We start from the raw sequence: 26,404 nt of genomic DNA, 5'->3' as shown, positions 1-26,404 counted from the left end.
CTCGGCCAGCATCAGGGCGCCGCCCGCCAGCGTGAGGAACGGCTGCAGCAATTGTATCTGGCCCACGCGCGCCACGCCGCCTTTTGCGAGCCCGGCGTACCAGAACAGGAAGCCGACGAACATCGAGAACACCGACACATAGCCCACGCCGAGCCACGCGCGCGGCGAGGCGGCGGCGATCTGCCCGGCATGCGCGAGCGCCAGCCAGGCCACCAGCGGCAGCAGCGCCGGCATCGACACCGCCAGCGCCCAGCTGATGGTCTCCTGCCCGCCCAGCTCGCGCGACAGCTTGCCGCCTTCGGCATAGCCCAGCGCGCCGAGCACCATCGCGGCGAACAGCAGCCAGTCGGCGTGCTGGAGCCCGCCGGCGCCCTGCCACAGCGCGAAGGCCACCACCAGCGCGCTGCCCGCCGCGGCCGACAGCCAGAAGCCCGCCGACGGGCGCTCGCGCCCGAACCACGCGGCGAACACGGCGGTGGCCAGCGGCAGCAGGCCGGTGATGATGGCGCCGTGCCCGGCCGGCACCTCGCGCATGGCCAGCGAGGAAAACAGCGGAAAGCCCACCACCACGCCGAGCGCGGTCACGGCCAGCCGCCACCACTGGCTGCCGCGCGGGCGGCGCGCGGCGGCGAAGGCGCCGCGCTGCCACAGCAGCAACAGCGCCAGCACGCCGGCCACCACGGCGCGGCCCAGCGCGACCAGGGTGGCATCGAGCTCCGCCACCGCCATGCGGGTAAACGGCAGCGTCTGGCTGAACACGGCCACGCCGACGAAGCCCAGCAGCATGCCGCCGCCGTGGCCGGCGTGCGGGGCCGCGCCGGGGCGGGGCAGGGAGGCGGATCGGGTCGTCATCGCGATACCTCAGTGAGACATGGGGCCGCCGGACCGCGCGATCCACAGCGCGGTCAGCGCCAGCGCCAGCCCCATCGCGCGGTTGAACCAGCGGATGCGGTCGCCCACCTGCAGCCAGTGCCGCAGGCCGGCGCCGAGCGCGCCGTACACGCCGTTGCTGACGAAGCCGAACACGGCGAACACGGCGCACATCAGCAGCACCCGGCGCAGCGGCGACTGCGCGCCGGCCATGTAGGAGGCGGCCGTGGCCAGCGCCAGCATCCACGCCTTGATGTTGGCGTATTGCAGGATCACCGACTGCCACACCGACAGCGGGCGCAGCACCTGCTTGTCGGCCAGCGCGGCGCTGCGCGCCAGCCGCAGCGCCAGCCACAGCAGGTACAGCACGCCCGCCGCGCGCACCAGCAGCCCCAGCGCCGGGCTGGCCAGCACCAGCGCGCCCACGCCGGCGGCGCACAGCGCCACGATGCTGGCAAAGCCGAAGGCCACGCCCACGCAGTGCGGCAGCGTGGCGCGCAGGCCGAAGTTGGCGCCGGTGACGGCGGCGATGGTGGTGTTGGGGCCGGGCGTGAAGGCGCCCACCGCCAGCAGCGTGAGCAGCGCGGCGAACTGCGCCATCGACAGCCCGGCCAGCAAGTCCGGGCCCGCGAGCGCGCCCGTCATGCCGCGAACTGCACCACCACGCGGCGGTTGGTGCGGCTCTTCTTTTCGATCTTGGTCACGACCACCGCGCCGATCTCGCCGGTGGCGGCCACGTGCGTGCCGCCGCACGGCTGGCGGTCCACGCCGGGAATCTCGATGATGCGGATGGCGCCGCTGCCGGCCGGCGGCGCCGCGCCCACGGTGCGCACCAGTTCCGGCTGGGCGGCCAGCTCCGCGGGTGTGATGAGGTCGATGCGCACGCGGCTGTCGGCGCCGATCAGCGCGTTGAGCCGCTCGGTCAGATCGCCCTTGTCGAGCGTCGACTCGGGCAGGTCGAAGTCGATGCGCGCCGAGTCCGGCGAGATGCCGCAGCCGGTCACGGGCACCGGGATCAGCGAGCCCAGCAGGTGCAGGCAGGTATGCAGGCGCATCAGGCGGTGGCGGCGCTCCCAGTCGATGGCGACGGCGACGATGTCGCCCGGCTCGGGCAGCGCCGAGCCCGGCGCCGGCACGTGCAGGATGCGGCTGCGGTCCGGCGAGTAGATGGTCTCCAGCAGCGCGACGGTGGCGCCGTTGGCCAGCCGGAGCGTGCCGGTGTCCCCCGCCTGGCCGCCGCTGCGGGCATAGCACACGGTCTGGTCGAGCTCGATGCCCTCGGCGTGCACGGCCACCACGGTGGCGGTGCAGCTGCCGAGATAGGCGTCGTCGTCGAAGCGTTTGCGGGTGGTGGGAGGCATGGCTCAAATCTCCTGCGGTCGTTGTTTTTGTGGTGAATGCGGTACTGCCGGTACTGCCGGTGTTGCCGCCGGTGCTCAGCGCAGCGTGCGCACGCCGTCCGGCGTCTCGATCTCGGCGCTCAGCTCGGCTTTGTCGCCGGGCTCCAGCGCGATCAGCGCGCCGCCGCCCAGCCATTGCAGCGCGCGCCCGAGCCGCGCCGCCTGCGGATGGCGCCCGCGCAGCGCGCGCAGGGCCAGGCCCTGGCCGGGCAGCCGCGCGGACGGGTGGAGCGGCACGTCCCACTGGATCAGCGTGGGCAGCACGCCGTCGCCGGCCACGGCCGGGCCGTCCTCGTCGGCGGGCCAGCCGGGCAGGCTGCCGTCCTCGGGCACCGTGATGCGCCAGCGCAGGTCGCCGCGCGTCATCGGGATCACCGGGGCGATGCGCGCCGGGTACTGCGACTGCCACAGCGACAGGTCGGCCGGGCGCGCCACGCGCGCCGCCCAGTTCAGCAGGAACGGGCCCCCGCGCAGGCGCGCCTGGACCGCCTCGCCGTCCAGGCCGAACCAGCGCGGGCGCGCCGGCGCCGGCGCCGCGGGGTCGATGGCGATGATTTCCAGGTAGATCCCGCCGAACAGGCCGAGCAGGCGGTTGTGCGTGCCCATGCCGGGATGGGCGCCACCCGGCTGCGCCGGCACGCCCAGCGCCTCGGCGACATGCTGCGCGCCCGCCTCGAGCGTGGCGGCGGCGATCACGAGATGGTCGAGAGCTAGCGTCATTGTGTGTTGATGGTAGTGAAGGTTGTCGGTACAGTACCTATACAGTTATGCAGATCATTCACAGTACAGTGGCGGGAGCACGACATGAACAGCGACGACCTGGCCGCGCCGGGCCTCAAGGATAAGGCAGGCGCCGCCGCCGGGGGCGTGACGGCCGAGGCGCCGCGCCCGCTGCGCCTGGTGCCGCCGCCGACCGAGCGCATGCCCAGCCCGGTGCCGTCGGCGCAGATGACGCTGGTGGAGCAGTTGACCGAGTGGGCGCGGCTGCGCATCGACGAGCGCATCTTCCGCGCCGGCATGCGCATGCCCTCGATCCGCCAGCTGGCGCAGGACAAGGGCATTTCCCGCTTCACCGTGGTGGAAGCCTACGAGCGGCTGGTGGCGCTGGGCTACCTGGAGTCGCGCCGCGGCTCCGGCTTCTACGTGCGCGAGCGCACCCCGCAGGCGCCGGCGGTGGCGCCGGTGGCCACCGGCTCGCGCAATATCGACGTGACCTGGCTGCTGCGCAGCATGTATCACTCGAGCGAGCCGCACAAGTCGCCCGGCCAGGGTTTCCTGCCCAACGACTGGCTCGACGGCGAGCTGATCGCCAGCGCGCTGCGCGGGCTGGGCCGCCAGCCGGGCAGCCATTTCCTGGTCAGCGGCACGCCGCAGGGTTTCCTGCCGCTGCGCCAGCAATTGCGCAACCGCCTCGCCGAGCTGGAGATCGGCGCCGCGCCCGAGCAGATCGTGCTGACCTCGGGCATCACCCAGGCGCTCGACCTGATCGCCCGGCTCTACCTGCGCGCCGGCGACGCGGTGCTGGTGGGCGACCCGGCCTGGTTCGTGATGTTCGGCCGCTTCGCCGCGCAGGGCGCGCAGCTGATCGGCATGCCCTACACCGCCGAAGGCCCCGACCTGGAGGCGCTGGAGCGCATCCTGCAGGCGCGCCGGCCGCGCCTGATGGTGATCAACTCGGTGCTGCACAACCCGACCGGCACCTCGCTGTCGGCGGCCAAGGCCTTTCAATTGCTGCGGCTGGCCGAGCAGTACGACCTGCTGATCGTCGAGGACGACATCTACTGCGACCTGTGCCCGCCCGGCCATGCGGCCACGCGGCTGGCCAGCCTGGACCAGCTGCGCCGCGTGATCTACCTCGGCAGCTTCTCCAAGACGCTGGCCGCCAACCTGCGCGTGGGCTTCATCGCCGCGCACCCGGAGACCGCCGCCAGCCTGACCGACAGCAAGCTGCTGGCCGGCCTGGCCTCGCCGGAAATCAACGAGCGTGTGCTCTACAAGGTGCTTACCGAAGGCCACTACCGCAAGCACGTGGAGCGCGTGCGCGCGCGCCTGGACCGCGCCCGCGACGACACCCGCCGCACGCTGGAACGCATGGGCCTGGCGCTGTTCCCGGGCCAGCATGCCGGCATGTACCTGTGGGCCGACACCGGGCGCGACACCAACGCCATCGCCACCGCGGGGCACGAGGAAGGCTACCTGTTCGCGCCCGGCAGCCTGTTCTCGCCGTCGCAGATGCCCTCGGGCTGGATGCGCTTCAACGTCGCCAGCAGCCAGGACGCGGGCATGCTGGCCTTCCTGGCGCGCCAGCTCGAGCGCCGCTAGCCGCACTTGAAATCCGGGCCCCGCGCCCCTATGTTCCGGAACACTGCCCCGGCGCCAGCGCGCCGCGGCCAGGGAACCGGATTCCCGTTCCAGCCAAGTCAGCCAAGTTAGCCAAGAGGAGAACCATGACCGCACCGCACGAGACGATGAGCTTCCAGGCGGAAGTGAAGCAATTGCTGCACCTGATGATCCACTCGCTGTACAGCAACAAGGAAATCTTCCTGCGCGAGCTGATCTCCAATGCTTCGGACGCCACCGACAAGCTGCGCTTCGAGGCGATCGCCAACCCGGCCCTGCTCGAGAACGACGCCGACCTCGCCATCCGCATCGAGGCGGACGCCAAGGCCCGCACGCTGAAGATCACCGACAACGGCATCGGCATGAGCCGCGACGAGGCCATCCGCAACCTCGGCACCATCGCCCGCTCGGGCACCAAGGAATTCTTCCAGCAGCTCTCCGGCGACCAGCAGAAGGACGCCGCGCTGATCGGCCAGTTCGGCGTGGGCTTCTACTCGGCCTTCATCGTCGCCGACAAGGTCACGGTGGAAACGCGCCGCGCCGGCCTGCCCGCGAGCGAGGCGGTGCGCTGGGAAAGCGCTGGCGACGGCGAGTTCAGCGTGGACGCCATCGACCGCGCCGAGCGCGGCTCCACCATCACGCTGCACCTGCGCGAAGGCGAGGACGATTTCCTCTCCGCGTGGAAGCTCAAGGGCATCATCCAGAAATACTCGGACCACATCTCGCTGCCGATCCGCATGCCCAAGGAAGTGTGGGACGCCGACACCAGCGCGTACAAGGAAACCGGCGAGTGGGAGAGCGTCAACCAGGCCAGCGCGCTGTGGACGCGTTCCAAGTCCGACATCACCGACGAGCAGTACACCGCGTTCTACCAGCACATCTCGCACGACAACCAGGCCCCGCTGGCGTGGACCCACAACCGCGTCGAAGGCCGCAGCGAATACACCCAGCTGCTGTACGTGCCGGCGCGCGCACCGTTCGACATGTTCGACCGCAACCACAAGGGCGGCCTCAAGCTCTACGTCAAGCGCGTGTTCATCATGGACGAGGCCGAGCAGCTGCTGCCGTCCTACCTGCGCTTCGTCAAGGGCGTGGTGGATTCGGCCGACCTGCCGCTCAACGTGTCGCGCGAACTGCTGCAGGAAAGCCGCGACGTCAAGGCCATCCGCGAAGGCTGCACCAAGCGCGTGCTGTCGATGCTGGAGGCGCTGGCCGACAGCGACGACGAGGCCGAACGCGCCAAGTACGCCACCTTCTGGGAGCAGTTCGGCCAGGTGCTCAAGGAAGGCCTGGGCGAGGACGCCGGCAACCTCGAGCGCATCGCCAAATTGCTGCGCTTCGCCTCCACGCACCAGGACAGCGCCGAGCAGAGCGTCGCGCTGGCCGCCTACGTGGGCCGCATGAAGGAAGGCCAGGACAAGATCTACTACGTCACGGCCGATAGCTGGGCCGCGGCCAAGTCCAGCCCGCACCTCGAAGTGTTCCGCAAGAAGGGCATCGAAGTGCTGCTGCTGACCGACCGCGTGGACGAATGGATGCTGTCCTTCCTGCGCGAGTTCGACGGCAAGGAACTGGTGTCGGTCGCGCGCGGCGACCTCGAGCTCGGCGCGCTGGCCGACGCCGACGAAAAGGCCGAGCAGGAGAAGGCCGAAGGCGACTGGAAGGAAGTGCTCGAACGCGCCAAGACCGTGCTCGACGGCAAGGCCAAGGACGTGCGCGTGACGCTGCGCCTGACCGAATCGGCCTCGTGCCTGGTCTCCGACGAAGGCGACATGAGCGGCTACCTGCAGCGCCTGCTCAAGCAGGCCGGCCAGAAGGCGCCCGACGCCCAGCCCATCCTGGAACTGAACCCGGACCACGCGCTGGTGCGCAAGCTGCGCGCGCTGGCCGAGGCCGGCCCCGCCGACGAAGCCTTCGGCGACCGCGTCCACGTGCTGTTCGACCAGGCCCTGCTGGCCGAAGGCGGCACGCTGGAAGATCCGTCGGCCTACGTGCGCCGCATCAACAAGCTGCTGGCCTGACAGCCAGCCCCGGCCGCCCTCCCTTGCCGCGCGGGGGAGGGCGGCGTCTGCATCCGCGATGACAGCACTCCCGCAACAGACAACGGCGCTCAAGCGCTGCTTCCCACCCGTGGTCGACGCCGGCACGCGCGTGCTGATCCTGGGCAGCCTGCCGGGCGAGGCGTCGCTGGCGCAGGGGCAGTATTATGCGCATCGGCAGAATCAGTTCTGGCGGCTGGTCGGCGATATTACGGGCGAGGATCTCGTCGCGATGGGATACGCCGAACGACTGCAAACGCTGCTGGCCCACAACATTGGCTTATGGGATGTGGTGGCGGAAGCGAAGCGCGATGGGAGCCTGGACAGCAACATCCGTGATCATGCCGGCAATGATCTTGCGGGTTTGATCGAATCGCTACCGAATCTGACAGTGATTGCGTTCAATGGCGGTACCGCTGAACGTATTGGATTGAAGGCCCTTGGGCAGGCCGCCGGCGGTCATCGCCTGGTCAGGTTGCCTTCCAGTAGCCCGGCTCATACCCTGCCCTACGCGGAAAAATTGCGTGCCTGGCAGGCGTTGCGAAGGTGGCTAGGGGACTGGGCCGACGCCAATAGTGACTGACTCTTGCCGCATTCGCTTCTGGAGCGGGCTGTCGGCCGCCAATAGCTGGCTGACCACGGAAGCGCGAGGTCGGTCTGAAGAACACCGGCCTTGGTCGAATGCCGAAACTCCGCAGCCGACCCTCGGCTAATGCTCAAGCATCGCGCCCAAGTCGAGTTCGTCGGCAACGTTCTTTAATCGCTTGTCGCGAGTCCAGATGGTGACGCCGGGATGCAGACGTGCGGATGCCAGCAGTGATATATCGACATATCCGATCCCACGATTGAATAACCCTTCTCGTTCGATCAAATAGAACGTCTCTTCCGGCGTTGCAGTCGGTGCCCGGGGCAGATCGAGTAAAGCACCGAGCACAACGTCTCGGTTGCGTAGACTGCCCAGCGATATCTCTCCAATCACGAATGAATGAACCAGGACACGCTCCTCGGCAAGCAAACTAACCAGCAAAGGGTCGGACGCGCTAATGTGGTCTATCCAGACTGACGTGTCGACAAGGATCATTCGACGTCCTGCCGGCGACGCGGCGCCCCCTGTATGCCGGGTTGACTACCACCAAGGTTCGCGAGCCGCCTCCCGGCCTCACGTTGGATCAATGCTTTGAGAGCTTCACGCACCAGCGCCGACTTTTCCTCCAAACCCGTATAGGCCTGAGCCTTGGCGATCAATTCGTCATCGAGAGCGATGGTAGTACGCATGGACGGCTCCACAAGTTGGAGCACCTATAATAGCATCGTTTGATGCCTTTTTTCGTGCCAGTGCGTCGGTTGAAGCCAAGTGTGGGCACTCCGTGGCCGCCTGCGTCATGTCAGGCTCCATGCGCGTTACTCCGATGCGCTCCGGGAAACCAGTCCCAGGGTTGTCGCCGAGGGTTCCACTTTGGCAACGGCTTCGAGGGTGTCGATGACGTTCGACAAGCTATGTGCGGGCTCCCAGAATCGGTTTGTCGCCTTCGTATCTGTGGCGGCTTCCCAGGTGGCCCAGATTGCACTTCCGTAGATGCCCAGCAGCGACAGTCGCTGATGCAGCACCGATTCGGGTAGATGTGGCAGAAGTGCCGCCAAGTGCTCCAGGCATCGACGGTAGCCGATATTCCACTGGTCGCCGACGACGTCGCGCAGCAACTCCCGATCGGTGAGCTGCACATTCGCAATCATGCGGATGTAGGTGTACTGGCCGGTCTGCTTCCCCAGTTCCAGCAGCGGGATGGCCAACGCTTCGATCATCGATCGGACCGTGATCGTATCTGCCTCTTCCATTTCGTCGAGCATGGCCTGCCGACGCTCATCTATGAGCTTGGCGCCATCGAGTACGAGCTCTTTCAACAGATCTCTCTTCGTGCCGAAGTGATAGTGAATGGCGGCCCCATTGCGCTGGCCGGCGGCTGAGACGATGTCCTGCACCGTAACGCCCTCCACGCCTCGCTGCGCGAAGAGCCGCTGCGCGGCGTGCTTGATCTTGTCCCTGGTTTCGTTCCCGTCCGATCTGAGGGTTTTCACCAATGCTTTCTCCATCTAAGCGAACTATATTAATTAAAACAAATTGCTTAACTAAACACAACGGAGACAACTCATGCGGGTGGTGATTGTAGGCGCAGGTATCGGTGGGCTTTGTGCGGCATTGGCCCTACGGCATCATGGGGTCGAGGCAATTGTCCTTGAGCAGGCCGACCGGCTCACGGAGGTAGGCGCGGGTATTCAGATTGCCAGCAACGGCGCTCTGTTACTCCGCGAACTCGGTGTGGAGCGCCATCTTGCGGAGGTTGCCACTCAGCCTGACGCATTCGACTACCGGGATCTGATGACCGGAAGGCGGCTGTACTACGCGCCGCTGGGCGCCGAGGCGGCGCGGCGTTACGGCGCACCAATGTATAACGTTCATAGAGCTGACCTGATCGAACTTCTGGCGCGTAGCCTTCCACAGGATACCGTCCGCCTGGGAGTCAAGATCGCCCGGATTGGCCAGGCCGGGGATCTTGCTTGGGTCGAAGACATAAATGGCGTCCGCCACGAGGGCGATGCCGTTGTCGGCGCCGACGGAATTCACTCTGTGGTCAGAGCGGCATTGCGTGGGCCGGAGCAGACGCAGTTTGCCAACATCTTGATGTGGCGTGCATTGATTCCTGCCGCCCGGCTCGAAGGACTCTCGCTCCCCGTGCGCGGCAACAACTGGTTCGGCCCGGGTCGCACAGTAATCTCATACTGGGTTCGAAAGGATCTTTACAGCGTGCTGGCCTCGGTGCCCGCACATGAGGTCCATCGGGAAAGCTGGTCTACCAGTGGTGACGTGGAAGAACTCCGCCGGTCTTTTGAGGGCGCCGAACCCACTGTGCAGGCGCTACTCAAGCAAGTGGATTCCAGCTTTATCACCGGAATGTACTATCGCGACCCGATTGAAAGCTGGACATCCGGACGGATAACGCTTCTCGGTGACGCCGCGCACGCGATGGTCCCGTTCTTGGCCCAGGGGGCGTGTCAGTCTATCGAGGATGCCTGGACGCTGGCTGCGACGCTGGCGAAATCGGACGGCCTGACGCTGCCCCAGAAGCTCGTTGAATATGAGGGACGCCGCCGGCCTCGGACAACTCGCGTGCAGGCCGGAGCGCGTGCAATCGTGAAGATGGTTCACGAGTCCGATCCTGTGCGGATCAAGGAGCGAAACGGTCGCTGGAAGGGAATGGCTCGAATCGATCCGCTTGCGCAAGCGTCGTGGGCTTTTGTCTGGGCGCATGATGAAAGAGAGGCGACCGGCAAGCCGGTGGGAGAGGTCATCGGGCTGGCCAACGCCAGGGAAGGGAAGCGGATGAAGCGTCCCGAGAGTCAGCGTGCGTTCGATATCTGGAAGAGCGCATTTGCCCAGGAAGACGTAGCCCGCGGCCACGATGGCATGCGCGAAGCCTATGACCGAATGCTCGGGAAGAACTTCCCCGTCCCGCGCGAAGTGGCAGCCAGGGAAGTTGACCTTGACGGTGTGCGGGCACTGAACGTGACGGCGAAAGGAGCGAATGTCGACTGCCCGGTAGTGCTGCACTTCCATGGCGGAGCCTATGTACTTGGATCGGCACGGAGTTCGCTGGAATACGCCAGCCGGTTGGCCGATGCGGTCCGGGGGCAAACGTACTCTGTCGACTATCGTCTGGCACCCGAGCATCCCTATCCCGCGGCGATCGACGACGCCGTGCAGGCCTATCGGGGGCTGCTTGCGTCGGGCGTTTCCGCGAAAAGAATCGTGCTGAGCGGCGAGTCGGCCGGTGGCGGACTCGCGCTGGCATTGGCGATGGCCATCCGCGGTGCCGGCCTTCCTGCGCCGGCCGGCGTCTTTGCCGTGTGTGCGTTCACGGATTTGACGCTCAGCGGCCCCTCCGTGCCGGCGTATTCGGGCTCCGACCCCGCCGCGCACCGGGATAGCCTCGCCTTGCTCGGCGCTTCCTACTTTCAGTCTCATGAGCCGACCGACCCGATGGTGTCACCGCTGTTCGGCAGCCCATCGGGCCTGCCGCCACTATTCTTGGCTGCGGCGAAGGAAGAAGTATTGCTGAGCGATACGACTCGCTTTGCCGAGAAGGCAGCTCAGGAGGATGTCGACATCACGCTGCGGTTGGTGGAAGACTCGGTGCACGTTTTCACCCTGTTTCCGTTCCTCCCCGAAGCCAAGGAAGTTGTCGGCGAATTTGGCGCCTGGGCGCGGCAAGTAACGGCGCGTCCGTAGTTCGGAATATCGGGCGGGCGGTGTGCTTTCACGCACACCGCATACAAGGCCGACGAACCATGACGGCGCTCGGCCTCCGGTGATCTAGATGCTTCGCCAGGATCGACAATTCATGAACCTCCTCCAGCAAAGCCGTGGGTTACACGCAGCAATCCCTCTGTCTTTGGGGATTGCCTGCGCTCCGGTCTTCGGGGCGCTCGGAAAACAGGTGGACGTATCCGATCTAGAGAGTGGTATGACAGGCCGGCCGGGCCGGCCTTTCTCAACGCGCGTCGCCGAACACCACGCACACCGGGCTGCCCGTGTCGATCACGGTCGCTTCCGCCCGCGGCAGCAGCGTGGCGGCGTCCAGCACCCGGCTCACGATGGCGTGGCTGCGTTCGTTGGCGACCAGCAGGCGGCGGCCGTCGGGCGTGAGCGTGATGAAGCGCGGGAACGCGCCGAGCGCCGGCGCGAACGCGACCGGGGCGCCGGCGTTGCCGTGCCCGTCGACCGGCACGCAGGCCACGGAATCGTGGCCGCGATTCGAGACGTAGAGCATGCGGCCCGACGGGTGCATGACGATGCCCGCGACGCGGTTCGGGCCGCTGTATGCGGGCGGCAGCGTCGACACGTGGCCGACGCAGGCGAGGCTGCCCGTCCCGGCATCGAACGACAGCGTGGTGACGGTGGAGTCGAGTTCGTTGGCGACGTAGAGCAGCGCCGCGCCGGGATGGAAGGCGACGTGGCGCGGGCCCGCCGATTCGCGGCTCTGGAAGCGCTGGATGCTGGCATCCGCCGGGCTGGCGCCGAAGCGCACCGCGAACACGGCGTCGAGGCCTTTGTCGGGCACGATGTGCCAGGCGGTGGCGCCGCCGCTGTTGGCGAAGCGCGGCGCGTGGTGCGGATGGGCGGTGCCTTGCTCGATGCGGTGCGGCCCCGGCATGCCCGGCATGCCGACGAGCTGCCGCACCGGCCCTAGAGCGCCGTCGTCGCCCACTCCCAGCACGGCCAGCGTGCCGGTCGCGTAGTTCGCGATCACCAGCTCGCGCTCGTCGAGCGACAACTCCAGGTGCACCGGATTGATGCCGCCGCATGGCTGCCGGTTCAGGAAGCGCAGCGTGCCGTCGGCGGCATCGACCGCGAAACTGCTGACTTCGGCAAAGTCGCCGTGCACGGTGTAAAGCCGGTCCTGCGCGCGGTTCAGGGTCAGGAACGACGGGTTGATCAGACCTTCGACCACCTGCTTCCGTTGCCACGCGCCCGAGGCGGCATCCACTGCGTAGACGCTCAGGCCCTTGCCCTGCGCGTTGCGGGCCACCGTGGTGCGGCAGCCGACGTAGGCCAGCCAGCCGCGCGCCGCCGCCATGCCGCTCATGTCTTTCGTCATTTCGTTCAAAGCCATCTCCAGTGTTTTCGGCCAGCCGCCGGATGGGTGTGCGTCGATGGTATCCGTCGATGCCTCCCCGCCGCGCCTCGCAAATTTTCCATTGACTTTTATGGTCAGAAAACGCATTGTACCGACTTTCATCCCGGCAGCGGGATACGACGCGATCGAGACCGTCCGCAGATGGTCCGGCATGCATATTCGAACAGGAGATAACGGTGGCTTTCAGGCGTGGCTGGGTATTGCTCTTCCTTTTTCTGCTCACGACGATCAATTACATGGATCGCGTGGTACTGTCGGTCGCGGCGAAGCCCATCGCCGCCGAGTTCCATCTTTCCCCGGTAAGCCTCGGCTACCTGTTCTCGTCCTTCATCTGGACCTACACGCTGTTCCTGATCCCGATGGGCCAGTTCGTCGACCGCTTCGGCACGCGGCGCGTGGCGGCGGCCGGCATCGGCATCTGGTCGCTGGCCACCATCCTCACCGGCGCGGCGAGCACCTACGGCCTGCTGCTGGCCTCGCGGCTGGTGATGGGCGCGGGCGAGTCAAGCAGCAACCCGGTGTGCGCGAAGACGGTGCGCCAGTGGATTCCGGCGCGCGAGCGCGGCGCGGCCAACGCCGTGTTCAACGCCGGCTCGTTCGCCGGCCCGGCGTTCTGCCTCGCGCTGATCGGCGTGCTGATCTCGGCCTTCGGCTGGCGCTGGGCGTTCGTGATCTCGGGCTCGATCGGCTTCGTCTGGCTGGCGCTGTGGATGGTCTTCTTCAATACGCCCGAGCGCACCAGGTGGCTGTCGCAGGGCGAGCGCGAGATGATCCTGCGCGAGCGCAACAACGGCGGGCAGGCGCTCGACGAAGGCCAGCCGGACGGCCTGCTGCGCCTGCTGCATTCGCGCACGCTGTGGGGCATCGCGCTGACCGAGGGCTGCAACATCTACGCGCAGTATCTGTTTCTGACCTGGCTGCCGTCCTACCTGCAGAGCACGCGCCACGTCTCGATCACCAGCAGCGGCTGGCTGAGCGGCGCGCCCTATGGCGGCGCGGTGGTGCTGGCGATCCTGGCGGGCTTCCTGAGCGACCGCTACGTCAGGGGCGCGGGCGTGGCCTCGGGCCGCCGCCGCCATGCCATCGCGGTCTCGATGCTGTGCGGCGCGGCGATCCTGCTGGTGCCGCTGGCGACCAGCTTCGCGGCGCTGGTGGCGGTGCTGACGCTGTCGCTGAGCGGCATCGCGGCGACCAACGCGACCAATTTCTCGCTGCTCTCCGACATGCTGCCGAACCAGCGCGACATCGCCAAGGCGATGGGCTTCGTGATCGTCGGCGGCAACGTGTTCGGGCTGCTCGCGCCGATCGTCACGGGCTACGTGATCTCGATGACGGGCAGCTACGACTATGCCTTCGTGATCGCCGGCGTGCTGCTGCTCACCGGCATCGTGCTCACGCTGACCATGACGCACCGGCCGATCGTGGCCCGCGCCGCGGCGAAACTGGCCCAGGCCTGACTTGCTTGCGCTGGTTTAGTCTTTTATGATCATATAATTCAATCCATGAAGCCCCGCATCGCGCACGCCGCGCGCGGGGCCGCGAATCGATGAGCGGTATCTCACCCACGTCATTGCAAGTGCGCATCGCGCGCGACATCGTCGCGCTGGTGCGCCGCGACATGCGGCCGGTCGGCCATCACCTGGCCGAGACCCAGCTCGCGCGCGAGATCGGCACTTCGCGCTCGCCGATCAACGTCGCGCTGAACTGGCTGGCCGAACTCGGCGTGGTCAAGCACGATCCCAACCGCGGTTTCTTCCTGGCCTGCGATCCGGCCTCGCTGACGGCCATCGCCGAGCAGCTTTCCTCCTCGCCCGACGAGCCGCTCTACCTGAAGATCGCCGGCGACCGCCTCGCCGGCGCGCTGCCCGACGAGGTCGGGGAGGCCGAGCTGATGCGCCGCTACGACGTGGCGCGCACCACGCTGCGCAAGGCGCTCTCGCGCATCGCGCGCGAGGGCTGGATCGAGCAGGGCGTGGCGCACGGCTGGCGCTTTCTCGGCATGATCGATTCGCCGGAAGCCTACGAGGAGAGCTTCGCCTTTCGCCAGTCGATCGAAGTCACCGGCCTGCTCAGCCAGGCGTTTCGCTACGAGCCGGAGCAGATGGAGGAAATCCGCCGCGAGCAGCAGCGCATCGTCGACGGCGGCTGGCAGTGGATGACCGCCGCCGAACTGTTCGACGCCAACAGCCATTTCCACGAGGCGGTGGCGAAGTGGTCGGGCAACCGCTTCATCTATGACTCGGTGCGCCGCATCAACCAGCTGCGCCGCCTCGCGGAATACAGCCAGACCAGCAACCGCAAGCCGCGCAAGGGCCAGGCCGAGGAGCATCTGGCGATCCTCGACGCCATCGTGCGTTCCGACCTGCTCAGCGCGGCCGGGCTGATGCGCAACCACCTGGACGGCGCGCGCCGGCTCAAGAGCCCCGGCGCGCACGGATTCGACGCCGGCCGCACCGCGTAAGCCGCCGCCGGCAGACACTTTCGCGGCGCCCTCGCGTGACGGCGCCGCACGACACATCTGGCGCCCGTCTGGGGCGCCGGAGTTTGACCAAAGGAGTTTTCCAAGTGAGCATGACCGACAACGCTGGGTTCCAGCGCGTGCATCCCGACGCGCTGCGCGATTTCGTCTCCGCCGTCTACCAGACCACCGGCGCGACCGCCGATGACGCCTACGTTGCCGCCGACGCAATGGTGCAGGCCGACCTGTGGGGGCATCAGTCGCACGGCGTGCTGCGCCTCGGCTGGTACTACGCGCGCCTGCGCTCCGGCGCGATGCGCTCGCACACCAGCCTGAGCTTCCCGGTCGACGCCGGCGCGATCGCCGTGATGGACGGCGGCGACAGCATCGGCCCGGTGGTCGCGCGGCACGCGGCGCTCGACGTGATCAAGCGCGCCAAGACGCACGGCATCGGCGCGGTGTCGGTGCGCAACTCGAACCACTTCGGCACCTGCATGTATTTCACGCGCATGGCCGCCGAGCAGGGCTGCATCATGATCGTCACCACCAACGGCGGGCCGAACATGGCGCCGTGGGGCGGCCTGAAGAAGATGATCGGCACCAACCCGTGGTCGGTGGCCGTGCCGGCCGGCCGCCACGCGCCGCTCATCATGGACGTGGCCAACTCGGGCGTGGCGCGCGGCAAGATCTTCCTGGCGCAGACGCGGCATGAGGAAATCCCGCTCGGCTGGGCCATCGACGCGAAGGGCCGTCCGACCACCGATCCGGAAGAGGCGCTCAAGGGCTTCATCCTGCCGATGGCCGGCCACAAGGGTTATGCCATCGGCACGATCGTCGACGTGCTGTCCGGCGTCCTGTCGGGCAGCGGTTTCATGGACGAAGTGCACGGGCCTTACGATCCGGTCAACCGCAGCCGCGCCGGCCACCTGATGATCGCGCTCAACGTCGCCGCGTTCCAGCCGATGGAGGAATTCAACGCGCGCATGGAGCGCTACATCGAGACGCTCAAGGCGGTGCCGCTGGCCGAGGGCGTCGACGAAGTGTTCTATCCGGGCGAGAAGGAAGCGCGCGCCCACGAGCAGCAGGTCGTGGACGGCATCCTGCTGCCGCACGATACCTTCGCCGGACTCGACAAGGTCGCTGGCGAAGCCGGCGTGGCGCTGGTCGCGCGCACCTGAGCGAACTGATTGGCGGCCGCGCCTGAGCGGTCTGTTCGAGGCGCACCGGAACGCAGGTTCCGGTGCGCCTTGTCGCATCTGGCCGGCCGCATGCGAGCCATCGGGGCGCGGGGCGCGCGCGGCGGCGCCGGGCCAGGAGCGCGCAAAGCCGGGCGCGTAGAATCACGGCCAACTGGCACTGCGGGACCGCGAGCGCGGATCAAGACCGGGCAGCCAGAACGACGACCAACCCGATCAGGAAGATCCGCAACATGATGCACCGCAACATGCGCGTTTCCGCGCGCCCATTCCATCTGTTTTCCGCGAAAGCCGGCAAGCCCGGGGCCCTGCGCCTGCGCGCCGTCGCCCTGCTGGCGGCGCTGTATGCCACCTGCGCCGGCGCGCAGCAGACGGCCAGGCGCGACGAGTTCTTCTGGCTCGGCGAGATCAACAAGGCGTCGGCGGTCATCAACACGGAGCAGGGCCTGCTCGACCAGGCCGTGGCGCCGCGCGTCGCGGCGGGCATCGCCCGCGTGCTCCAGGACGGCAGCCAGCCCGGCGGCAAGCGGCCGTCGAGCGTGATCACGTTCGAGCCGCTGCTGATCCAGGCCGCGGGCGTGGAGGTGACGCTGCTGCACGCGGGCCGCTCGAGCCAGGACATGCACGCCACCTACCGCGCCGCCATCATGCGCGACAACCTGCTGACCCTGGCCGACCAGCTGAACCGCACGGCCACCACCCTGGTGGCGCTGGCGGACAAGCACAGCGCCACCATCGTGCCGAACTACACCAACGGCGTGGCCGCGCAGGCCAACAGCTACGGCCACTACCTGCTGGGATTCGCCGCCGCGCTGGACCGCGACGCGCAGCGCATCCGCGAGACCTACGCGCGCGTGGACCGCTCGCCGATGGGCACCACGGTGCTCAACGGCACGAGCTGGCCGCTGGACCGCCAGCGCATGGCGGGCTACCTCGGCTTCGACGCCATCGTCGAGAACGCCTACGACGCGGCGCAGATCTCGTCGGCGGAGTATCCGGTCGAGGTGGGCGCCATCGTCACCACCATCGCGCTGCAGGCCGGCAATTTCATCGAGGACGTGATGACGCAGTACGCGCAGTCGCGGCCGTGGATCCTGCTGGCCGAGGGCGGCGGCAATACCTACGTGTCGAGCGCGATGCCGCAGAAGCGCAACCCGGGCCTGCTCAACGGCGCGCGCCACGATGCCTCGATGGCGATCACGCTGGCGCTGGGGCCGGTGATCGAGGCGCACAACATCCCGCCGGGCATGCCGGACGCCAAGGAGGTCAGGCCCAACAGCGAGATGGTCGGCAGCGCGGTCAAGGTGCTCAAGGACTGGGACCGCATCCTGGGCGCGCTGGTGATCAGCCCCGAGCGCGCGCTCGACGAGCTCAACAGCGACTGGACCGCCTCGCAGGAACTGGCGGACGTGCTGATGCGCAAGTACAAGGTGCCGTTCCGCGTGGGCCACCACTTCGCCTCGGAAATCGTCGAGTACGCGCGCGCCAGCGACATCCGGCCGAGCGACTTCCCGTACGCGAAGGCCCGCGACATCTACCGCGAGGCCGGCAAGGAATACGACGCCGGCGAGCTGCCGATGAGCGAGGCGGAATTCCGCGCCGCGCTCAACCCGCTGGCCATCACCAACGCGCGCGCCACCAGCGGCGGCCCGCAGCCGGCGGAGATGAAGCGCATGCTGGCCGCCGCCCGGCAGCGGCTGGCGCAGCAGGATGCGTGGATCCAGGCGCGGCGCGGCAAGATCGACGGCGCGCTGGCGCGGCTGGACGCCGACTTCGCGAAGATGGTCCCGCCGGCGGGCAAGTAGGGCGGCCGGCGGCGCCGCGCGGCATGCCGGCCGGTGGCGCCCGCGTGCCCGCATGTCTACAAGGGCAGCCGCTCCATCTCCGCGTAGGCGCGCTGCAGCCACACCTTGACGCGCTGCCGCTCGAGCAGGCCGAGCCCGGTGGCGGAGCGGTCCGGGTGGTTGACCGCGGCCCAGAAGCTGGCGCTGTGCCGGTCGATCTTCTGCATCGTGGCGTCGGGCAGGTGGCGCAGGGTCATCACGCTGGCGCCGAGCGCCTCGGCCCGCTCGCGTTCGCCCGACGCCGCCAGGATCTCGAAGCGGTCGCCGCGGATTTCGTTGAGGACGAGCACCAGCTTGATGCGCCCGCCGAACTGGTCGAGCCACTGCCGCAGCAGGTCGACCGAATCGCGCCCGGCATCCATCACATGCCACCAGGTAAGCGCGAGGCCATGTTCCTCGGCCAGGCCGAGCACGTCCGCGTCGTCGATCCAGTTGGCCAGCGACTGCTGCGTCTGCGCCGCGAGGTCGACCAGGATGCGCCGCTGCGGCGCCTCGATCGCGTGCTCGATGATGGGGTCCAGGCTGTCGTGCCCGTCGAGTACGGCGGGCGCGGCGAAATCGGCATAGAAGCGCAGCAGCGCGCCGTGCGACTTGTCGGTGTCGAAACCCAGGAACGGCATGCCCCGGTCGATGAGATGCTGCGCCAGCAGGCGCGCGACGAGCGACTTGCCGACGCCGCCCTTTTCACCGCCGATGAAGTGGATGTGGCTCATTTCTGCGCTTCCTTTGTGATGGAGAGGGCCTGGCCGGAAGGGCAGTCCCCGGTTTCGCCAAGGTGACTGCGAAACATGACAGTAGCAAGTAGCATGCCGCGCCGCCGCCCGGAGCGGCCCGGCGCAGCGCATCGGGCATCCGCTGTCAATGAAACCTCCCCCCCGGAAAGCAGGGCTACAAGTTGGGTGGCCGGTCCCGATAAGACAGGGAATGGCGGAAGGCAGGATGGCAGGTCGCGGCCCCGTGGGATCCGCGGGCAGGAACGATCGCCCGCGATGCGTCACGCCGGATGCCGTCAGGCCAGGCCATCCTGCGATGACAAGCCATGCCCCCATCGATCCCACAGAGGAGGAGTGTCATGCGCAACAACCAGCCGGTGACGCAGCAGGAGTTCGAGTTTCCCGACAACGCCACGCTCATGTCCACCACGGACACGCAGAGCCGCGTGACCTATGCCAACGCCGCGTTCGTCGAGGTCAGCGGCTTCTCGCGGGAGGAGATCCAGGGCCAGCCCCACAACCTGGTGCGCCACCCCGACATGCCGGAAGCCGCCTTTGCCGACATGTGGGCCACGCTCAAGGGCGGCGAGCCCTGGACCGCCCTGGTGAAGAACCGGCGCAAGAACGGCGACCACTACTGGGTGCGGGCCAACGCCACGCCGGTGGTGCGCAACGGGCGGCAGGTCGGCTACATGTCGGTGCGCACCAAGGCCTCGCGCGAGGAGATCGCGGCCACCGAGGCGCTTTATCGCGATCTGCGCGAAGGCAAGGCCGGCAACCGCAAGATCCACAAGGGGCTGGTCGTGCGCACCGGCCTGATGGGCTGGACCTCGCTCGCGCAGGTCATGCCGGTGCGCTGGCGCATCCGCCTGGCGCTGTTCGCGCTGCTGCCGGTCATGGCCGCCTGCGCCTGGGGCGCGGGGCTGGCCGGCGCCATGCTGGGCGGGTTTGCCGGGATGGCCGCGCTGGCGCTGCTGCTGGCTTCGTGGTGCCTCGAAGCGCAGATATCGAGACCGCTCGAAGCGGTCCGGGAGCAGGCCTTGCGGGTTGCCTCGGGCGAGAGCCAGAAGGCGGTCCACATGAATCGCGTCGATGAGATCGGCATGACCTTGCGCACGATCAGCCAGCTTGGCCTGATGTTCCGCTGGCTGGTCGACGACGTCAGCGAGCAGGTGATCAACGTGCAGACCGCCAGCAACGAGATCGCGCGCGGCAACATCGATCTCAGCGCCCGCACCGAGCAGGCGGCGTCGAGCGTGCAGGAAACGGCGTCGTCGATGACCGAGATGACGGCGACGGTGAAGAGCAATGCCGGGACCGCTTCCCAGGCCAACGCGTTGTCGGGCTCGGCCAGCGACGCGGCGTCGAAGGGCGGGCGCGCGGTCTCCGAAGTGATCGCGACCATGAGCGAGATCACGCGGAGCTCGAAGATGATCGCCGACATCATCGGCGTGATCGACGGCATCGCTTTCCAGACCAACATCCTGGCGCTCAACGCGGCGGTGGAGGCGGCGCGCGCGGGCGAGCAGGGCCGCGGCTTCGCCGTGGTGGCGGGCGAGGTGCGCGGCCTGGCGCAGCGCAGCGCCAACGCCGCCAAGGAGATCAAGGGGCTGATCGACGTCAGCGTCCACAACGTCGAGTCCGGCGCCAGGCTGGTGGACGACGCCGGACGCACGATGGAGGACATCGTGGCCCAGGTGAAGCGGGTATCGGACCTGATCGCCGAGATCAGCGCGGCCACCGCCGAGCAGATCAGCGGCATCTCCCAGGTCGGCAGCGCGGTCAGCGATCTCGACCACATCACCCACCAGAACGCGGCCCTGGTCGAGCAGAGCGCGGCGGCGGCCGAGAGCCTGAAGCAGCAGGCGACGCGCCTGGTCGAGGCCGTGAGCGTGTTCCGCTGACGGCGGCGGCGCACGCTCACGGCCTTTGCCGGGCCGTCTTCCGGCCGCGCCGCGCGCATCTGTCACAATCCTGCCTGTGAGCGCCGGCGGCCTGCCCGCCGGCGCGTGCCATACAGGATTGAAGGACGATGCCCTATCTCGGAATTGGTTTCCACGTCATCGTGGCGCTGTATTTTGCCGTCCACGCGGTGCGCACCCAGCAGAACATGTACTGGCTGCTGATCTTGTTCCTGTTCCCCGGGCTGGGCAGCGTGGTGTATTTCTTCGCCATCTACCTGCCGGCGCTGCGCCAGACGCGCGGCGCGCGCGCCGCCACGCGCGCCATCGGGCAACTGGTGGACCCCAACCGCGCCGTGCGCGAGGCGCGCGCCGCGTTCGACCGCGCGCCGACGGTGGACCACCGCATGCGCCTGGGCGCGGCATTGCTGGACGCGGACGAGCCCAAGGAGGCGCTGCAGCACTACGAGGCCGCCGCCAGCGGCCCCTTCGCCAGCGACCCGGCGCTGCTGCTGGGGCTGGCCCGCGCGCAGTTCGCCACCGGCGGCCACGCCGCCGCCGCCGGCACGCTGGAGCGCCTGTTCGAGGCCCAGCCGCAGGCGCGCCAGCAGGCCGATCCGGCCTTGCTGTATGCACGCGCGCTGGCCGCGACCGACGCGCCCGGCACGCGCGCCGCGTTCGAGCAGGCGCTCGCCTGCGCCAGCGACGCCGCCGCGCGCTGCCTGTTCGCCGACTGGCTGGGCGCGCGCCCGGACGCGGCCGACCGCGAGCGCGCCCGGGCGCTGTACGCTGACATCGTGCACGACGGCAAGCACTGGCCGCGCCACGCGCGCGAGCACAACCGCGAATGGCTGCAACGCGCGCAGGGCGCGCTCGGCAAGTCCTGACGGCGGCCGTTTGGCAGCCGTTTCCGCGCCGTTGCCGATTCCTGGTCGTCCGGTGCCGCGTCCCGCCCGGGCGGCGCGCCTGTTCGCATTCCGCATTCCGCATCGCATTCCGCATTTCCCTGGACCGACATGACCCTCCTGAAACGCAAATCCATCGAAGCCGTGGCCTCGCGCCGCCCCGCGCGCGGCGAGCGCGCCGAACGTAATGAACGCAATGAACGCAGCGAGCGCAAGGCGCGCGAGGAAAAGCGCATGACCCCGCGCTTCGCGCCGGTGACGTTCTCCGAGATGGACGGCGTGCGCTATCTGCACTTCGGCACCGAGTGGGTGCAGGGCGCGATGCGCCTGCGCAAGCCCGACGCCATCGAGCTGGAATACGCCCAGCAGATGATGGCGTGGCTGCTGTTCCTGTCGCCGTCGGCGCCGGACTTCCACGTCGCGCAGCTGGGCCTGGGCGCGGCGGCGCTGACCAAGTTCTGCCACCGCCAGTTCAGCCGCGCGCGCGTCACCGCGGTGGAGCTGAACCCGGCCGTGATCGTGGCCGGGCGCAGCATGTTCGGCCTGCGCGAGGACGACGCGCGCCTGACCGTGCGCGAGCAGGATGCCTGGGACTACGTGATGGACAGCGCGCACACCGCGGCGCTCGACGTGCTGCAGGTCGATCTCTACGACGCCACCGCGCGCGGCCCGGTGCTCGACACCACGGCGTTCTACAAGGCGTGCCGCCGCGTGCTCAAGGCGCCCGGCGTGATGACCATCAACCTGTTCGGCGACCACGACAGCTTCCCCAAGAACATCGTGCGCATCTGCGAGGCCTTCGACGACCGCGTGCTGGTGTTCCCGGAAGTGCACGACGGCAACGTGATCGCGCTGGCCTTCAACGGCCCCGCGATCGACGTGTCGTGGGAAGTGCTGGCGCTGCGCGCGAAGGTGGTCGAGGAAGCGACCGGCCTGCCGGCGCGCGCGTGGGTGAAGGGATTGCGGGCGGCCAACGCCCGCCAGGAAGAGCGGCTGAAGATCTGAACCCCGGCCGCTCCGGCGGGCATCGCCCGCCTGCGGCCTACTGCTTGTGGAAGAACTGCGCCAGCGACCACTCGTCGGTGCGCGCCTCGTACTTCAGGTCCTTGCGCATCGCCCACATCGCCAGCTGGCTGTGCGACGGGATGATGGCATGGTCGGCCAGCGCGAACCGGGCCGCGGCGCGGGCGTTTTCCTCGCGCGCCTTGTCGCTGCTCACGGTGGTGAGCGACTTCTCGATCAGCTGGTCGAGCTGCGCGTTGCCGTACTTGCCCCAGTTCCAGGTGCCGTAGCCGGTCTTGGCGTTGGGCGTGCCGGTGATCGAGCGCAGCGCCACGTCGGCCGCGGCCGAGCCCCAGCCCAGCATCTCGAAGGCGAAGTCGCCCTGGCGCGCGCGCGTGAAGTAGGCCGCCACGGGCAGCGTTTCCACCTTGGTCTGGATGCCGATGCGCGTGAGCATGCTGGCGGTGGCCTGCGCCACGGCGGCGTCGTTCAGGTAGCGGTTGTTGGTGGCGTGCAGCGTGAGGCCGAAGCCGTCCGGGTAGCCGGCCGCGGCCAGCAGCTTTTTGGCGCCTTCGGGATCGTAGGCGTCGGGCTTGGTGCCCGGATGGCCGAAGATCTGCGGCGAGACGATCGACGAGGCCGGCACCGCCAGCCCTTCCATGATGCGGCTGACGATGGCGTCGCGGTTCAGGGCGTGGCTGATCGCGGCGCGCACGCGCGCGTCCTTGAACGGGTTCTTGCCGAGCGGCTTGCCGGCCTTGTCGGTGACGAACGGCGGGTTGTCGCGCGACTGGTCCATCTGCCAGAAGATGGTGCGCCACGAGACCTGCTGCTCGATGCGGAACTTGGGGTTCTGCCTGAGCCTGGCGACGTCGGCCGAGGGCACGCTTTCGATCACGTCCACGTCGCCGGCCAGCAGCGCCGCGCTGCGCGCACCGTTGTCGGTGAGGATGCGGAAGATGGCGCGGTCCCATTCCGGCTTGGGCCCCCAGTAGTCGGGGTTCTTCGCCATCACGATTTCCTGGCCGCGCGCGAAGCGCACGAACTTGAACGGCCCGGTGCCGATCATGGCCTTGCCGGAGTCGAAGTCGGCCTGGCTCAGCGTGGCCGCCACCTTCTTCGGCATGATCGGCACGCTGTTGAGGTCGTTGGCGAGGTTGGCGTAGTTGGGCACGCTCATGGTCAGGCGCACGGTGAGCGGGTCGGGCGTGTCGATGCGCGCGATCGGCTTGGTGTAGCTGGTAAACGAGCCGGGGCTGTTGACCAGTTTCTCGGGGCGCTCGAGCGAGGCCTTGACGTCCTCGCTGGTAAACGGCGTGCCGTCGTGCCATTTCACGTTGGGGCGCAGCTTGATCTCCCAGGTGATGGCGTTGACCGGCTTCCACGACAGCGCCAGCCCGGGAATGTAGCGGGCGTTCTTGTCCATGAACACCAGCGACTCGAAGATATGCAGCGCGATGGCGTTGTTGGGGCCCGAGTTGTTCCACTGCGGGTCCATCGAGGTCACGTCGGCGGACAGGCCGATGCGCAGGTCCTCGGCCCGGGCCGCGCCGGCGGGCAGCATCAGCAGCGCGGCGGCGCCGAGCACCAGCGCCGTGGCGGCTTGCAGCAGCGCGCGGCGCGGCGTCGGGGCCGCCGGGCGGCGGGCGGGTTGGGGGAGGCGGTGGTTGGCGGTCATGGGATGCGCTCCTAGCACGGGCCGCGCGCTCCGCGCGTGGGCACGGGCGGGCGGCGGCGGGTTCTCAGAAGGGGGTGGCCGGCACGCGGCGCCGCCCGCGGCGAGGCGGCGAGCGGCCAGCGGGCGTGCGGCCGACCCGGCTGCCCGCATTGTGCCGCCAAAACGACATCGGCGTGCGATAGCCGCGGCATGTCCTCATGCTCGCCGCCGGCGCCGCGCCTGTCCACCGGCGCGGCGGCCAGCCGGTAGAATCGCGCCCATGTTCGCCAATTCCCGCACCATCACCTCGGCCCAGGCCGATGTCCACGACCATCTCGCCGCGCGCGTGGCCCGCCACCTCGCCGAGCCGTTCCGCAAGCCGATCGGCGAGCCGAGCCGGCGCGCGCTCGATCTTGCGCTGCAGCAATGGCAGCGCGCCGGGGCCGCGCCGCTGATCCTCGACGCCGGCTGCGGCGTGGGCGAGAGCACGCTGCGGCTGGCCACGGCGTTTCCGGACCACTTCGTGATCGGCGTGGACCAGTCCGAGAAGCGGCTGGCCGGCGGCAAGGACTGGTGGGACGGGCCGCTGCCGGCCAACTTCACCTGGGCGCGGGCCGACCTCGTCGACGTCTGGCGCCTGCTGCAGGCCGAACATGTGCCGGTGGCGCGCCATTACGTGCTCTATCCCAATCCGTGGCCCAAGATCGGCCACCTCGGGCGGCGCTGGCAGGGCCACGCGGTGTTCCCGGCGCTAGCCGCCTGCGGCGGCTACCTGGAGTGCCGCAGCAACTGGCAGGTCTACATCGACGAGTTCGCCCAGGCGCTGGCGCTGGTGGGGCGGCCGGCGGCGGTCGAGCCGTGGCGGCCGGCCGAGGCCATCACGCCGTTCGAGCGCAAGTACGCGGCCTCGGGCCACGCGCTGTGGCGCTGCGTGAGCCCGCCGCCGGCCTGACCGGCCCCCGTCAACGAAAACGGCCCGCGCAAGGCGGGCCGTCGGCGAACGAGCGGGGAAGGGGCGCGCTCAGTGGAACAGCGGCTGCTGCGTCGGCGCGTCCTCGGGCAGTTCGGCGTGCACGATCTCGCCCGAGCGGTCGGCGTAGAGCGGCGTGCCGCAGTCTTCGCAATACTCGGGGTCGAACAGCGCGGCGTGGCGGAAGATGTCTTCCACGCCGGCATTGCGCAGCTCCTCGCAGATCTGCTCGAGCGGGTTGTCCTTGTCGGTGGCGTCGATCTCGCCGGACTCGCGGCCGTAGACCGGCCAGACGATGCCGTAGATCACGTCCTTCTCGCCGCGCATGGTGAAGCCGACGCGGTATTCCTCGACCTCTTCCTCGCCGAAGGCGGCCACCACCGCGGCCATCTGGCCGGCGGGCACGTCGAGCGTGCCGCACAGGTAGTTGACCGCCGCGCGCACGGTAAGCGGGCGGATGCTCTTGTCCGATTCGCGGCAGGACAGGAAGAAGGCGTCCGGCAGCAGCAGCTCGAACTCGCAGCCCGGCAGCAGCAGCGCGATCGACGGCTGCACCTGGGTGCGCCATTGCTCGAGGCACATCGAGCGCTCGGCGTGGTGGTCCTTGGCGTCTTCCTGCCAGCGGAACAGGGCCTGCTCGTGCGGCGCCACCACCACCGCCAGCAGGTAGCGCGGGTCGGCCAGGATCGGCGCGGTTTCCGGCAGGTCGCGCAGGTCGACCTTGGGCGTGGCGCCGGACATCGCCGCCGACACCAGCTTGTAGGTCAGCGCGAAGGTGTCGCTGTGCGTGCGCGGGAGCTGGTCGATGCTGTACAGGTAGGGCGAGAGCGCCATGCGCGTGCCCGCGGCCAGCACGTGCGCCTGCAGGTGCACCGACAGCGTCTGCGCCAGCTCGGGCTTGAGCGCGCCCGAGGGAATGGCGTAGCGCGTGTGGGCGAGGATGGGCGCGGCGATCAGCAGGGCGTCGTAGCTGACACCGTCGATGTCGACGGTGGCGGATTCGGCCAGGGTCTCGGCTTGCTCGGCCAGCACGTCGGAGGCGTCGGCGTTGTGCTTGAACAGGTGTTCGAGCGCCGCGTCGAGCGCGGACTGGCTGCCGTTCTTCAGCAGCCGGCCCAGGCGTTGCGAGAGCCGCCGCTCCCAGTACCCGTCCTCCATGCGGCTGCCCGAGGCATCGAGCGCGAGCGCATCGGCCACCAGACGCTCGGCGTCAGGCGAAAGACGTTGGGAAGCCTTGGGGCGAAAACCTGCCATAAGTCGAGATCATCCGTTTTTCGGTAAAACGGTATTCTACTCGCTACGTTGACAAAACATGGCGTGCGCCGCCGCATGGGCGCCGCCGGGCGCGGGCGGGGCAGTGCCGCCCGCGCGCCGGCCGGGCATCCGGCCCGATATGCGCCGGGATGCCGGTCCCGA

The 26,404-nt window shown here is 68.7% G+C and carries 23 protein-coding genes; 12 read left to right on the top strand and 11 right to left on the bottom strand.

What is annotated here, in order from left to right; genetic code table 11:
* The 4 genes from K206_RS0102385 to K206_RS0102370 all read right to left on the bottom strand — a co-directional run.
* On the bottom strand, window positions 1-852 hold an 852-nt coding region (locus tag K206_RS0102385; RefSeq protein WP_043365167.1), incomplete at its 3' end, for a DMT family transporter.
* Between the two features lie 9 nt (window positions 853-861).
* On the bottom strand, window positions 862-1,515 hold the full coding sequence (locus K206_RS0102380; RefSeq protein WP_020200804.1) for a LysE family translocator: 654 nt from the start codon (window positions 1,513-1,515) through the stop codon (window positions 862-864).
* Window positions 1,512-2,231: an alanyl-tRNA editing protein gene (locus K206_RS0102375; RefSeq protein WP_020200803.1), complete on the bottom strand. Its 720-nt coding sequence runs from the start codon at window positions 2,229-2,231 to the stop codon at window positions 1,512-1,514. Before K206_RS0102375 ends, K206_RS0102380 begins: the two co-directional genes overlap by 4 nt.
* Before the next feature lie 75 nt (window positions 2,232-2,306).
* Window positions 2,307-2,990, bottom strand: coding sequence for a VOC family protein (locus K206_RS0102370; RefSeq protein WP_029043145.1), 684 nt, complete (start codon window positions 2,988-2,990; stop codon window positions 2,307-2,309).
* Window positions 2,991-3,191: 201 nt separating this feature from the next.
* Here K206_RS0102370 and K206_RS0102365 point away from each other — a divergent pair, with 201 nt between their 5' ends.
* The 3 genes from K206_RS0102365 to K206_RS0102355 all read left to right on the top strand — a co-directional run bounded on the left by K206_RS0102365 (window position 3,192) and on the right by K206_RS0102355 (window position 7,232).
* Window positions 3,192-4,592 carry a PLP-dependent aminotransferase family protein gene (locus K206_RS0102365; RefSeq protein WP_369796859.1) on the top strand — a complete coding sequence of 467 codons (1,401 nt, stop codon included), beginning with the start codon at window positions 3,192-3,194 and terminating at the stop codon, window positions 4,590-4,592.
* A gap of 125 nt (window positions 4,593-4,717) precedes the next feature.
* Window positions 4,718-6,631 (top strand): molecular chaperone HtpG, encoded by a 1,914-nt coding sequence (gene htpG, locus K206_RS0102360; RefSeq protein ID WP_020200800.1) that lies wholly within the window; start codon window positions 4,718-4,720, stop codon window positions 6,629-6,631.
* 58 nt (window positions 6,632-6,689) lie between these two features.
* Window positions 6,690-7,232: a DNA-deoxyinosine glycosylase gene (locus K206_RS0102355; RefSeq protein ID WP_020423635.1), complete on the top strand. Its 543-nt coding sequence runs from the start codon at window positions 6,690-6,692 to the stop codon at window positions 7,230-7,232.
* 126 nt (window positions 7,233-7,358) lie between these two features.
* Here the strand turns inward: K206_RS0102355 and K206_RS41295 are convergent, their stop codons facing one another.
* From K206_RS41295 to K206_RS0102350, 3 genes are all read right to left on the bottom strand, one after another.
* Window positions 7,359-7,730, bottom strand: a complete 372-nt coding sequence (locus K206_RS41295) for a type II toxin-antitoxin system VapC family toxin (protein ID WP_081651296.1) — start codon at window positions 7,728-7,730, stop codon at window positions 7,359-7,361.
* A complete protein-coding gene (locus K206_RS41290; RefSeq protein ID WP_081651297.1) occupies window positions 7,727-7,924 on the bottom strand; it encodes a type II toxin-antitoxin system VapB family antitoxin in 198 nt (65 codons plus the stop codon). Before K206_RS41290 ends, K206_RS41295 begins: the two co-directional genes overlap by 4 nt.
* 126 nt (window positions 7,925-8,050) lie before the next feature.
* On the bottom strand, window positions 8,051-8,725 hold the full coding sequence (locus tag K206_RS0102350) for a TetR/AcrR family transcriptional regulator (protein ID WP_231401525.1): 675 nt from the start codon (window positions 8,723-8,725) through the stop codon (window positions 8,051-8,053).
* A gap of 73 nt (window positions 8,726-8,798) precedes the next feature.
* Between K206_RS0102350 and K206_RS0102345 the strand changes: the two genes are divergently transcribed.
* Entirely contained in the window at window positions 8,799-10,934 is a 2,136-nt protein-coding gene (locus tag K206_RS0102345) for an alpha/beta hydrolase fold domain-containing protein (protein WP_020200797.1), read from the top strand.
* A 262-nt stretch (window positions 10,935-11,196) separates the two neighbouring features.
* On the opposite strand, the gene K206_RS0102340 is transcribed toward K206_RS0102345, so the two are convergent.
* Entirely contained in the window at window positions 11,197-12,303 is a 1,107-nt protein-coding gene (locus K206_RS0102340) for a lactonase family protein (protein ID WP_196812831.1), read from the bottom strand.
* A gap of 215 nt (window positions 12,304-12,518) precedes the next feature.
* Between K206_RS0102340 and K206_RS0102335 the strand changes: the two genes are divergently transcribed.
* From K206_RS0102335 to K206_RS0102320, 4 genes are all read left to right on the top strand, one after another.
* Window positions 12,519-13,799 (top strand): MFS transporter, encoded by a 1,281-nt coding sequence (locus tag K206_RS0102335; RefSeq protein WP_043365159.1) that lies wholly within the window; start codon window positions 12,519-12,521, stop codon window positions 13,797-13,799.
* An 89-nt stretch (window positions 13,800-13,888) separates the two neighbouring features.
* Window positions 13,889-14,803, top strand: coding sequence for a GntR family transcriptional regulator (locus K206_RS0102330; protein WP_043365157.1), 915 nt, complete (start codon window positions 13,889-13,891; stop codon window positions 14,801-14,803).
* A 110-nt stretch (window positions 14,804-14,913) separates the two neighbouring features.
* Window positions 14,914-15,978 (top strand): Ldh family oxidoreductase, encoded by a 1,065-nt coding sequence (locus tag K206_RS0102325; RefSeq protein WP_020200793.1) that lies wholly within the window; start codon window positions 14,914-14,916, stop codon window positions 15,976-15,978.
* Window positions 15,979-16,229: 251 nt separating this feature from the next.
* Entirely contained in the window at window positions 16,230-17,801 is a 1,572-nt protein-coding gene (locus K206_RS0102320) for a lyase family protein (RefSeq protein ID WP_020200792.1), read from the top strand.
* A gap of 56 nt (window positions 17,802-17,857) precedes the next feature.
* Here the strand turns inward: K206_RS0102320 and K206_RS0102315 are convergent, their stop codons facing one another.
* Complete coding sequence (locus K206_RS0102315) at window positions 17,858-18,553, bottom strand: mobilization protein (protein ID WP_020200791.1); 696 nt, start codon at window positions 18,551-18,553, stop codon at window positions 17,858-17,860.
* Between the two features lie 359 nt (window positions 18,554-18,912).
* On the opposite strand from K206_RS0102315, the gene K206_RS0102310 reads away from it, so the two are divergent.
* From K206_RS0102310 to K206_RS0102300, 3 genes are all read left to right on the top strand, one after another.
* On the top strand, window positions 18,913-20,457 hold the full coding sequence (locus K206_RS0102310) for a PAS domain-containing methyl-accepting chemotaxis protein (protein ID WP_020200790.1): 1,545 nt from the start codon (window positions 18,913-18,915) through the stop codon (window positions 20,455-20,457).
* 128 nt (window positions 20,458-20,585) lie between these two features.
* Entirely contained in the window at window positions 20,586-21,341 is a 756-nt protein-coding gene (locus K206_RS0102305; protein WP_020200789.1) for a tetratricopeptide repeat protein, read from the top strand.
* A 129-nt stretch (window positions 21,342-21,470) separates the two neighbouring features.
* Window positions 21,471-22,364, top strand: a complete 894-nt coding sequence (locus K206_RS0102300; RefSeq protein WP_020200788.1) for a spermidine synthase — start codon at window positions 21,471-21,473, stop codon at window positions 22,362-22,364.
* Window positions 22,365-22,401: 37 nt separating this feature from the next.
* Here the strand turns inward: K206_RS0102300 and K206_RS0102295 are convergent, their stop codons facing one another.
* Window positions 22,402-24,039 carry an ABC transporter substrate-binding protein gene (locus tag K206_RS0102295; protein WP_020200787.1) on the bottom strand — a complete coding sequence of 546 codons (1,638 nt, stop codon included), beginning with the start codon at window positions 24,037-24,039 and terminating at the stop codon, window positions 22,402-22,404.
* Between the two features lie 259 nt (window positions 24,040-24,298).
* Between K206_RS0102295 and K206_RS0102290 the strand changes: the two genes are divergently transcribed.
* Window positions 24,299-24,970: a methyltransferase domain-containing protein gene (locus K206_RS0102290; RefSeq protein WP_020200786.1), complete on the top strand. Its 672-nt coding sequence runs from the start codon at window positions 24,299-24,301 to the stop codon at window positions 24,968-24,970.
* A 69-nt stretch (window positions 24,971-25,039) separates the two neighbouring features.
* Here the strand turns inward: K206_RS0102290 and K206_RS0102285 are convergent, their stop codons facing one another.
* Entirely contained in the window at window positions 25,040-26,242 is a 1,203-nt protein-coding gene (locus K206_RS0102285; protein ID WP_029043139.1) for a DUF2863 family protein, read from the bottom strand.
* Window positions 26,243-26,404: the final 162 nt, after the last annotated feature.

The organism is Cupriavidus sp. WS (assembly GCF_000395345.1).
Taxonomy (GTDB): domain Bacteria; phylum Pseudomonadota; class Gammaproteobacteria; order Burkholderiales; family Burkholderiaceae; genus Cupriavidus; species Cupriavidus basilensis_B.
Note: the sequence above shows the minus strand (reverse complement) of the source record. Positions and strands in the feature narration are given on the sequence as shown.